Source organism: Carboxylicivirga sediminis (genome assembly GCF_018156225.1).
GTDB classification, from domain to species: domain Bacteria; phylum Bacteroidota; class Bacteroidia; order Bacteroidales; family Marinilabiliaceae; genus Carboxylicivirga; species Carboxylicivirga sediminis.
Genome location: NZ_JAGTAR010000002.1, coordinates 209,203 through 221,233, shown reverse-complemented (window position 1 = coordinate 221,233; position 12,031 = coordinate 209,203). Strand labels below are relative to the sequence as shown.

At 41.5% G+C, this 12,031-nt stretch carries 7 protein-coding genes; all 7 read left to right on the top strand.

The features are described from left to right. Positions 1-256: 256 nt before the first annotated feature. The 7 genes from KDU71_RS02765 to KDU71_RS02735 all read left to right on the top strand — a co-directional run bounded on the left by KDU71_RS02765 (position 257) and on the right by KDU71_RS02735 (position 12,007). Complete coding sequence (locus tag KDU71_RS02765) at positions 257-3,379, top strand: SusC/RagA family TonB-linked outer membrane protein (protein ID WP_212188370.1); 3,123 nt, start codon at positions 257-259, stop codon at positions 3,377-3,379. 20 nt (positions 3,380-3,399) lie between these two features. Then, entirely contained in the window at positions 3,400-4,920 is a 1,521-nt protein-coding gene (locus KDU71_RS02760; RefSeq protein ID WP_212188369.1) for a RagB/SusD family nutrient uptake outer membrane protein, read from the top strand. 19 nt (positions 4,921-4,939) lie between these two features. After that, complete coding sequence (locus tag KDU71_RS02755; RefSeq protein ID WP_212188368.1) at positions 4,940-6,700, top strand: PKD domain-containing protein; 1,761 nt, start codon at positions 4,940-4,942, stop codon at positions 6,698-6,700. Positions 6,701-6,772: 72 nt separating this feature from the next. Beyond that, a complete protein-coding gene (locus KDU71_RS02750; RefSeq protein WP_212188367.1) occupies positions 6,773-7,864 on the top strand; it encodes a family 16 glycosylhydrolase in 1,092 nt (363 codons plus the stop codon). Between the two features lie 25 nt (positions 7,865-7,889). Beyond that, positions 7,890-8,693 carry a glycoside hydrolase family 16 protein gene (locus KDU71_RS02745; protein WP_212188366.1) on the top strand — a complete coding sequence of 268 codons (804 nt, stop codon included), beginning with the start codon at positions 7,890-7,892 and terminating at the stop codon, positions 8,691-8,693. Positions 8,694-8,719: 26 nt separating this feature from the next. Next, positions 8,720-10,975, top strand: coding sequence for a beta-glucosidase BglX (gene bglX / locus KDU71_RS02740; RefSeq protein WP_212188365.1), 2,256 nt, complete (start codon positions 8,720-8,722; stop codon positions 10,973-10,975). Positions 10,976-11,134: 159 nt separating this feature from the next. Beyond that, complete coding sequence (locus KDU71_RS02735; RefSeq protein WP_212188364.1) at positions 11,135-12,007, top strand: hypothetical protein; 873 nt, start codon at positions 11,135-11,137, stop codon at positions 12,005-12,007. The last annotated feature ends 24 nt before the right edge of the window (positions 12,008-12,031 follow it).

The following is a 12,031-nucleotide window of genomic DNA, read 5'->3' as shown; positions in this document are numbered from 1 at the left end:
TATAAACTTCCAATGTTAAAAAGTGTTTAATTATTGCTTTTTGGTAAAATGTCAAAAAGTGAGTGGTAAGGTGTGGGTGTAAATTTGAATTTAAGAATCTTTAAATACTAATAAATCAGCGTATAGATAAATAGTAAGTGAGTTTAATGTGAGTTTGTCAAGTGCATATTGAGAGTTTTAAGTGCGTCTTTGTATTAGGAAAAATTAACAGATGAGGCATATGTTTGCTTCATCGAATAATTAAAATCCATTTATTATGAAACACGTATTGGGGATTATTCTCTTTTTACTGACGCTCACAAGTCAGGCACAAGACATAACCGTTTCGGGAAAGGTAACGGGTACTGACGGAGCACCTGTTCCTGGGGTAAGTGTCGTACTTAAAGGTACAACCACTGGAACAATTACTACCATTGATGGGGATTATACATTACAAGCCAACATGGGCGATGTGATAGTATTTTCATTTATTGGCATGACATCACAGGAAGTCACAGTTGCTTCTTCTACAATTAATATAGTAATGGAAGAAGAGCTAACTGATTTGGATGAAGTAGTGGTGATTGGTTACGGGGTTCAGAAGAAAAGTGTTGTAACCGCTGCCATTAGTAGTGTATCTGCTGAAGATTTGGAAGCAAGTACACCAACAAGGGTAGAAGATGTATTAAAAGGACGCGTATCAGGTGTTCAGATTACACAAAGCTCTGGTCAGCCAGGTGCAGAATCAAAAGTACGCATCAGGGGTATTGGTACTATTAACAACAGTGATCCATTGTACATTGTAGATGGAATGGCTGTTGGTGGTGGCATCAACTACCTCAACCCAGCAGATATTGAATCTGTTGAGGTGCTTAAAGATGCTGCTTCTGCTGCTATTTATGGTGCACGTGCTGCCAATGGTGTTGTATTAGTAACCACCAAAAAAGGAAAGAAGGGTAAAGCTACCATCAATTATGATTTTTCTTACGGATGGCAGAATCCATGGAAGAAGCGCTCTGTGCTGAACGCCGAAGAGTACATGGTAATCATGAATGAGATTGCTTTAAACGATGGTAATGACGCTCCTTACTCTCCTGAACAAGTAGCAGGTGCAGGTGTTGGTACCGATTGGCAGGATGAAACATTTAATTACGATGCACCTGTTCAAAACCATCAGATGAGTTTACACGGAGGAAGTGATAATGTGTCATACTTTTTATCTTTCGGGTACTTCAACCAGGAAGGTATTGTAGGTGGTAATTACGACCGTTCAAACTTTGAACGTTATAGTGTTCGTACCAACAATACTTATGAGGCATTTGATTACGATCGTAAGTTTCTTTCAAATTTGAAGGTTGGAGTTACAGCTGGTTACTCAAGAGTTGTATCATCAGGTATCGAAACCAACTCAGAGTATGGTTCTATCTTGGGAAGTGCTTTGGCATTTAACCCAGCAATTCCTGTTTATGCGCAAGATCCAGACGGTGTATTAGCCGAATATCCAACTGCCGTAAAAGATAAAAATGGCCGGGTATTTTCTTTGCCACCATCTGGTTTCCAGGAAATTGCTAACCCGGTTGCAATGTTGAATGCACCTGAGAATAGTCAGGATAATTCAGATAAGATTGTTGCTAACTTCTGGGGAGAACTGGAATTATACGAAGGGCTGAAATTCAAAAGTAGTTATGGTGTTGATTTAGCTTTCTGGGGTGGTGATGGATACCGTTTTCCACATTTCTTAGCCTCTCAGGGTAAGGATTTTGACCGTAGCACCGTATGGTCAAATATGCACCGTGGTTTCACGTGGCAGGTTGAAAACACATTAAGCTACAATAAAACAATTGCTGAGAAACATAATTTAGGCGTTTTGGTTGGTCAATCAGCACAGGAGTATACGTCACGTCATTTATATGGTGATGATTATGACCTGTTGGAGGAGGATCCTGCCAAAGCAGTTATTGATTATGCAACTGCAGATAGAGATGACGAAAGAACTGCTGGTGGTACAGATGGCGTAAGTGCCAAAACATTAGCTTCATATTTTGGTCGTTTAGATTATAACTACGATGAGCGTTACATGATTCAGTTGACTGTTCGTCGTGATGGTTCATCAAACTTCGGTCCTGAAAACAAATGGGCAACATTCCCTTCTGTTTCTGGTGGATGGAACGTTACCAACGAAGGATTTATGGATGGACGTCCTACATGGTTCACATATTTGAAGTTAAGAGCTAGTTGGGGTGTGAACGGTAACGAAAATATCGGTGCTTTCTCATATACCAGTTTGATGGATGGTAATCAGAACTACTACTTTGGTAGTGGCGATAACCAGTACATGCAGTATGGTAGCAGCCCATCACGTATTGCCAACCCCTATGTTATCTGGGAAGAGTCAGAGCAGTTGGATATCGGATTTGATGCCCGCTTCTTTAATAGTTCATTATCATTAGGATTTGACTACTATGTAAAGAAAACAAATGGCATGTTAATGGATCAACCAATACCTAGCTACAACGGTAAAGGTGCTCCTATTGCCAATGCTGGTGACATGGAAAACAGTGGTTTGGAATTTGAAGTTTCTTACAAGAATAACATCGGTGACCTCACATATAGCATTGGTGCCAATGCATCATATCTAAAGAATGAGTTGATTAATTTGGGTAATGAGTCTGGTGAGATTGTTTACGAAAGTGCCGGTGCATCAGGTGTTGGTGACTTCGTAAAAGGACAGAATGGCGAAGTATTCCCATATTTCTATGGTTATAAAACAAATGGTATCCTGCAGAATGAGGCTGAAGCCACTGCATACAATGATATGTATGGTAAATCTTCTGTACCAGGTGATGTAAGATTTGTTGATATAAACGGTGATGGTGTTATTGATACAGATGACCGTACTAAGATTGGTAAAGGAATGCCAGATTGGACATTTGGTCTTAACCTTGGTGCTGAGTACAAAGGATTTGATTTAACAGCTTTCTTCCAGGGTAGCCTTGGTAATGATATCTTCGACTTCTCTACACGTGGTGATATCCCAATGATGAATCGTCCTTCATGGATTTTAGATCGTTGGACTGGTGAAGGAACATCTAACTCAATTCCACGCGTAACATCTAAAAATCATAACGATAACTGGGTATCATCAGACTTGTATGTAAAAGATGGTTCGTATGTACGACTAAAAACTTTACAAATTGGTTATACCATTCCTCAATCAGTGCTTAATAACTATATCAGTCGATGCAGAATATATGTAATGGGTGAGAACTTATTTACGCTGACCGATTATGATGGATTTGATCCTGAAATTGCTTCTGGAGGTTACACTACTATTGGTATTGACCGTGGTATCTATCCTCAATCGAGAACTATCTCAATTGGTGCTAACATTACTTTCTAATTTGATTAAAGATTTTTATTATGACTAAATATATTAAATCATTATTCTTAGCTGCACTAATTGGTTTTACCGCGTGTAGCGAAGACTTTCTGACTGTTCAGCCAACCTCTTCGCAAGAGGCAGGCGGACCAGCGACCGAAGGGGCTATTTTGGCTAACCTTGGTGCCACCTATCAGATATTACTATTTGATAGTTATGCAGATTTTCAGTTCAACAGTGTGCCTTTGATGTCAGACCTGCGATCGGATGATATCTATAAAGGTGGTGGTGATGCCGGTGACCAGGCTGCTTTATATCGTCTTTCTCAGTTAGCACTTGAGTCGAACGATGTACCAACCGGCTTATGGAACATCTATTACAGTGGACTAAGCCGTGCAAACAATGCTATTATTGCCTGCGAAAATGCAGTTGATGTTGATGAAGACAGACTAGCGCAATATAACGCTGAAGCACACTATTTACGTGCTTACTATGTACATTGGTTATGGAAATTCTGGGGTAACATCCCATATTTTGAAGAAGATCTTGAAGAGCCATACATGGCACGTCAGTATACCGCTGATGAAGTCTATGCTGAGTTAATGGCAGACCTGGCTGTTGCTACAGCTGAAGATGTTTTACCTATGAATACAACATCAACTAATGATGGACGAGCAACACGTGCAGCCGCTATGATGCTTAAAGCTCGCGTGGTAATGTACCAGAAAGATGCTTCTAAATATGCAGAGGTAATGGCTGATATGCAGACCATCGTTAGCGAAGGTGGTTACAGTTTGCCAGATTATGCAAGTATTTGGGCTCGCGATGGCGAATTTGGTGCTGGTTCTATTTTTGAAGCGAATCATTTACCAGAAGGTAAAGACTGGGGTGCTGCCTGGACTGGTTTCGGTACTAACCTGCCACGTTTTGTCTCTCCAAACGAATTGAAAGGTGACGACCTGCTTTCAGGAGCTGATTTCTATGAAGGCGGTTGGGGATTTGGTCCAGTACGTACTGAGTTGGTGAGTATTTTTGAAGAAGGTGATAAGCGTCTGGCTGGTTCTATCAATCAGTTTGCTAAAGGCACCTACACCGAACGTTTTCAGAATACAGGTTACTTTATGGCTAAATATGCCGCTCGTGCCGATTATGCCGATGCACCTTATACACCAGACTTAAACTTCGAAAACAATGTGCGCATCTTCCGTTATGCTGAAGCTCTGCTGAATATTGCTGAACTGGAAGTCGTGCATGGTGTTGCAGCAGGAGCTAAAACAGCTCAGAGTGCTTTGGATGATATCCGCGAAAGAGCCGGTTTAGAGTCGATTGCAGCTAATGTTGATAACATTAAGTTAGAGCGTCGTCGTGAGTTTGTTGGTGAAGGCATACGCTTCTGGGACCTTGTACGCTGGGGTGAAGCTGATGTTTTAACTGAGAATATCCCTGATTTTTCATCAAATCGTACATGGGCCGATTATAAGAAGTATCTGCCAATTCCTCAGTCGGAAATTGATAAGACTGAAGGTGAATTCAAGTTGGTTCAAAACGAAGGTTATAACTAATTAGCAAAACTGGATAATTATGAAAAATATTATAAAATCAGGTATCGCATTTTTAATGGCAGCTATTGTGCTATTGGGTTGTGAGCCTAAAGAATTTGACAAGTCTGATCTGGGGAGTAATGGAGCTCCTACTGATGAGCAAATGAGTTTTACGATTACGCCAGGTGAGGATGAATTCCATTTTGTATTGGAAAACAATACACCCATAAATGGTGTGAATACCATTAAATGGAGTACTGGTAATGGTTCAACATTACAAGGTAATAAAGTTGTTGCTTACTATCCGTTGCCAGGTACTTATGAAGTAACATTAACTATTACAGCTAATAATGGTGAAGCTAATTCTAAAGTAGATGAGATTGAGCAGGCAGAAACGGATTATGAATTTTTGGCTAGTCCAATCTTAACAGCTTTAACTGGCGGTGCTGATGCCGTAGATGGTAAAACCTGGGTGGTTGATAGCTTGGCCAGTGGTCACTTTGGTATTGGTCCCCCTAGTGGTAGTGGATTAGAATGGTGGGCTGCTACATCACTTCAGAAAACGCAATCAGGTGCTTATGACGATGAATTTACTTTTAAGCTGGTTGATTTTATCTTCGAATTTAAAAATAATGGTGATTCATACGTAAAGGATTACCGCAAAGATGATCCTAATTATACTAATCCTGTTCCTGTTGACGGTACAGACTGTCGGGTGCTTTATACGCCTGAAGCTTCAGCAACATGGTCTATGATAGAAAAGGATGGAGTAAACTATTTAGTACTATCATCCGCTAAGCCATCTTTCTTTGGATTTGATTATGGTGGTACATACGAATACCGCATTGATGAGATTACTGAGACAAATATCAGCATGAGTACTATTGGTGGTGATGGTAACCGTTGGTACAATAAGTTAATTCTTAAAGGCTATGAGAAACCGGTAGTAACATTCGAATCGCAGATTGCTGCTACAGGAAACGAAAACGAATGGTCAGTTAACCTAGCTAATGTTGTGATTCCTGACGGAATTTCAGTTAATGGATTCACAGTTGATTTTGGTGATGGAACTGATGTTTATTCAACTGAAGATTACAATGCTACTCTTTCACACGTTTATATGCGTAAGGGCACTTACCCAGTAACCGTAACTGTTCTTGCATCAAATGAGAATGCAGTTGATAACCAATCAATCACTGTTGAAAACTATCACTCAGAGTATGAAATCTTCTTGTTAGACTACATGGTAATGTATGTTGATAACAGTGAGGTGGAGATGGCACCTGTATTGGGTGAAGACTGTGCAGTAACGGTTGTTGATAGTCCTGAGCGAATTTATCCTAACAAAGGAAGTAAAGTATTCCATTACAGAAAAGAGAATCAGCAATGGGCAAATGCCTTCATGAAATTGCCTGCTGGTTATCGTTTTGACCTTACTAAAACATCAGTATTTAAGATGATGGTTCGCGGTAAAGCAGGCCAGCAAATACTTCTTAAGCTGGAAAATACTGATAAAGGAGGAAATGCTTGGCAAACTGGAACATATGATTTGATTTACACAATTCAGCAGGATGATACATGGGAAGTTGCCGAATTTGACTTCGCTGGTGTTGGCGCAGGTTGGGATTGGACTGGCGATCAGTTTACAAGCGATGTAACTACTGATGCTAGATTCAACGAAGGATTCTATAATGTTGTTCGCATTATGTGTAACCCGGGTGTTGGCGAAGGAGTTCACGAATTCTATTTCGACGATTTGGCCGGACCTCACGTTGAAGGATTAAAGTCTGCAAAAAAATAATGTAGCTAAAATATAGGTGCACCAAATGGTGCACCTATTATTCCCTATCACAACAAACCATAATTAAGACAGATGAATAAGCTACTACTCATTCTCAAGGTATTGGCCATCTCTATTATATTGCCTGCATGTTTATCTTGCAGTAAAGAAGATAATAAAGAAACCTATTATGCCGATTTTAGCTATGATGTTCAAGATAATCAGGTCATTTTCACTAACGCATCAACTGGCGATTACCTGTATGTAGAATGGGATTTTGGCAATGATGAGTCCACTGGAAAAAGTGCCGATAAAAGCAAAGTTCATACTATCTATTTTCCTTTGAAAGGAGAATATGAGGTGACGCTTAAGCTTTGGGGCAATCTGAATACTGAATCGGATACCAAAACAGTTACAAAGACTATATCTATTGATGCTGATGATCCGGATTATGTGAATCCGGAAGGATTGATTTGGTCTGATGAGTTTAACAGTGCGACTATTAATACCGCTAATTGGAAGTTTGAAGTAGGAACCGGTGATAATGGCTGGGGAAACAATGAGCTGCAATATTACACCAATGGTGATAATGCAAAAGTAGTAGACGGCAAGTTGATTCTGACTGCCAAGAAAGTTAATGATGACAAAGTGCAAGGTTCTTATACCTCTACACGCATGATTAGCTGGGGTAAAAAAGAATTTACCTATGGTCGTATTGAGGTACGTGCTAAACTACCTTCAGGTACTGGCGTTTGGCCAGCTATCTGGATGTTAGGTGCCAATTTGGGTCAGGTAGGATGGCCTGCTTGTGGTGAGATTGACATCATGGAGTACGTCGGTTATCAACCGGATGTAGTGCATGCCACTGTGCATACCCCGGCAGGATATGCAGGCGATGGTAACGGCAGCAGTAAGTCATTGCCAACATGCGAAGAGGAGTTTCATATTTACGGTTTGTTATGGACCGAAACATCCATGACTTTTTATGTTGACTCGCCCGACAATGTGGTACATGTTTATGCCCCTGCTGAGAAAAATGATGCCAACTGGCCTTTTAATAAACCTCATTTCTTTATTCTGAATGTAGCTGTTGGTGGCAATTGGGGTGGAGCCCAGGGAATTGACAATGCCATTTTTCCGCAGAGTATGGAAGTTGACTATGTGCGGGTTTACGAACTGAATTAGATTAACTTTTTTCAATTCAAGTAGTATGAGAGTAATCCTTGTGTCCATTTTTATATTGATAGTGAGCTCTTGCTTCAGGCATGAGGGCTATGAATTGGTGTGGCACGACGAATTTAATTACATAGGGTTACCTGACTCAACAAAGTGGAGCTACGATACCGAAGGGAATAGTTGGCAGTGGGGGAATAATGAGTTACAGCACTACACCAGTCATAATGAAACAAATGCCTGGGTGCAGGATGATAAGCTGTACATCACAGCTACAAAATCAGGCAATCCAGCTCAACCATATACATCAGCCCGCATCATTACTAAAGGCAAAGGCGAATGGCAATATGGAAGAATTGAGGTGTGCGCAAAAGTAGCAGGAGGGCAAGGCGCCTGGCCAGCTATCTGGATGTTACCTGTTAGGAATGAATATGGTAATTGGCCAGCCAGTGGCGAAATTGACATAATGGAGTATGTTGGCTATCAGCCCGACTCAATTTATTGTACCGTTCATACAGGTGCCTACAATCACACAAAAAATACACAAAAATCAGCAGCCTGGCATCTGGCCGATGCTCAACATGAATTTCATGTTTACGCCATCGAATGGACAGAGAAAAGCTGCAAGTTTTTTATTGATGGGCACAAGTGTTTTGTGTTCCATAAAGAAGCAAAGGCCAGCAGTGACCAATGGCCTTTCGACCAACCTTTCTACCTGATTTTAAACGTAGCTGTAGGCGGTCATTGGGGCGGGAAATATGGCATTGATGAGTCTATTTTTCCAAGCACCATGGAGATCGACTACGTGAGAGTTTACCAAAAAAGCAAGCCTCATAATTAGGCTTTAAACCAAAAAGTACTCGCGCAATGAAAGTATTACAACACATTATATTAACGTTAATTGCAGTGTTCATTCTGGGAGCCTGTCAACAAAATAATAACCAAGCGAAATCATCTTCAATTGATAGCCGGGTTGATGCCTTGCTTAATGAGATGACGCTGGAAGAAAAGATTGGCCAAATGTGCCAGATTAATGGTGCCGGCGGTACTGTTCCGGAAGAGCTTAAAACAGCACTGAAAGAAGGACGCATTGGTTCTATATTAAATGAGGTAGATGTAGCTGCCATCAATGAAATGCAGCGCATCTCTATTGAGGAGAGTCGATTGGGTATACCGGTGATTATCGCCCGTGATGTTATTCATGGTTTTAAAACAGTGTTTCCAATCCCTTTGGGACAAGCTGCTTCGTGGAATCCTGAAATTATTCGCGAAGGATGCCGTATAGCTGCTGCTGAAGCTGCTTCGTCTGGTGTTCGATGGACCTTTGCCCCCATGATTGATATAAGCAGAGATGCCCGCTGGGGACGCATTGCCGAAAGCTTGGGTGAAGATCCTTACCTGACATCGGTATTAGGCGGCGCTATGATCAAAGGCTTTCAGGGAGACGATTTAACCAACCCAAACAGCATCACTGCTTGTGCCAAGCATTTTGCCGGTTATGGCGCTGCCGAAGGTGGTCGTGATTATAACTCTACATTAATACCACCGCGCGAACTGCACGATATTTACTTACCTCCTTTTAAAGCAGCTGTTGACGCAGGTGTCAGAACGTTTATGTCGGGCTTTAATGATATTGATGGCGTGCCGGCTACCGGTAATGCCTACCTGATGCGTGATGTGTTGCGCGATAAATGGCAGTTCGATGGTTTTGTAGTGAGCGACTGGGCTTCGTCATGGGAGATGATTAACCACGGCTTTGCTGCTGATGAGAAGGAAGCAGCCAGGCGTGCCATTAATGCTGGTGTCAACATGGAAATGGCTTCAACGACTTATGTTGATAACATCGCCGAATTGCTACAGGAAGGACAGGTGAGTGAAGCCACCATTAACCAGGCTGTGCGCGAAATATTAAGAGTGAAGTTTGAGATGGGTTTGTTTGAGAACCCATATATAACCGAGGATAATCAGTATCAGTTTGCCAAACCTGAGTACCTGGAGGCAGCCAAAGAGGCGGCCACACAAAGTATGGTCTTACTAAAGAACACGGAGAAAATATTACCAATAGCGAAGAATCAAAAAATCGCGCTAGTTGGCCCAATGGCTAATCAGGCCTACGAACAGTTAGGTACCTGGATTTTTGATGGCGACAGTACCTTGTCGGTAACACCTCTGATGGCCTTACAGCAAGAGATGGGTGACGAGCAGGTGCTATTTGCCGATGGCATGGCTATTAGTCGTACTCAACACACAAAAGGATTTAAGAAGGCCATTGAGCAAGCAAAGAAAGCGGATGTGATTGTATTCTGTGGCGGTGAAGAATCGATCCTTTCGGGTGAAGCCCATTCGCGTGCCGATATCAATCTGCCGGGTGTTCAAAATGAGCTAATCAAGGCCTTGAAGCAAACTGGCAAGCCTTTGGTGCTAGTGGTAATGGCAGGTCGTCCATTGACGATTGGTGAAATTAGCGAATACGCTGATGCCGTTATCTATGCCTGGCATCCCGGAACAATGGGAGGCGCTGCTTTAGCCGATATATTGCTTGGTAAGGCTAATCCATCGGGCAAGCTGCCGGTTACCTTCCCTAAATTAGTTGGCCAAATACCAATGCATTACAATCATAAAAATACCGGTCGTCCTGCCAATCCACATTCATGGACACAGATGTATGATATTCCTGTAAAGGCGCCCCAAACATCGTTGGGCAATGAGTCACATTACATCGATGCAGGATTCACGCCGCTTTATCCGTTTGGTTATGGTTTGTCCTACACATCATTTGAATATGCTAATCTGCAATTGGATAAGGAAGTGTATGGCAAAGATGAAACTATCAAGGTGTCGTTTGAGCTGGCAAATACGGGAGAAATTGCTGGTGATGAAATAGCCCAGGTATATGTGCGTGACCTAGTTGGAAGTGTATCAAGGCCAGTGAAAGAATTGAAAGCATTTAAGCGTGTAAGTATCGAGTCTGGCGATAAAACAACCATTACACTTGAGATTGCAGTTCTGGATTTAGCATTTCATAATATTGACATGGCTAAAGTGGTTGAACCAGGTGATTTTCAGCTATGGGTTGGAGGTGATTCAAATGCTGAGTTATCAGCCAGCTTTAGCGTACAATAGATAATAAGTGTGCGAATAAGTGTGTAGTTTTTGAGACAATTATAGTAAGGCAGCAAGGGGAGCAATCTCAGTCGGAAACAAAATTTTGCTGACTTTATTAACTGGATGAATGAAAACTGGTGGTATAGCCTTATACCACCAGTTTTAATCAACTTATTAATGATTGAATTAGCCAAAGGACATATAAGGATGCTGTTTGAGGAGCCTGGGGAAAACTACCTTGGAACGCGCTTTGACTGGACCGGCAAGTTAGTTCAAATGTGGTGGAAGGAAGTGCCTTTGTGTACCACCGAAATGATAAATAGTACAGCCAACCAACAGGGAAAAGGTTTTTTTAACGAATTTGGTATTGATGAGGCGATAGGCTATTCAGAATGTGGCATTGGCGAATTATTCCCAAAAATTGGGGTGGGACACCTTAAAAAGGAAAGTGATACACCTTATAGTTTTGCAGGCCATTATCCTGTTATGCCTTTCCAAATGTCCTTTGAATATAATCATGATTCGGTCACTTTTCAGTGTATTAACAGGCAGGTACCTTTCCCTTTTACCCTGAACAAAACATTTACCATCAAAAACGATGGTTTTATTATTGACTACCAGCTTCAAAATATAGGCGAGAAAGTTTTTGAAACAACTGAATATGTGCATAATTTCCTGTCTCCAGGTCAAAAACTTTTGTCTGACGATATTCATTTAAGTGTTGGAACTGGGGTGGATATGAATCAGTTTAATGCCGGATTAAATCCCGGAGGTATCCTCGCATCCAATGGGTACCTGCAATTTACTCAAACCCCTCAATCCGATTTTTTCTTCGAGTACATAGCCGAGCCATCAGATGGTGGCCAGAACTGGTGTATAAGCGATAAGCAACTGAACCTGTCAATATCTGAATCAACCGATTTTAAACCCTGCAAAATCAATCTGTGGGGACGAGCACATGTGGTTAGTCCCGAGCTATTTAAAAACATTAACCTTCAGCCAGGTGCAACAGAGCGTTGGCAAAGGGTTTTCGAGATTAAAGAAATATAAAGCGCTATAGACTAATTATTTTAT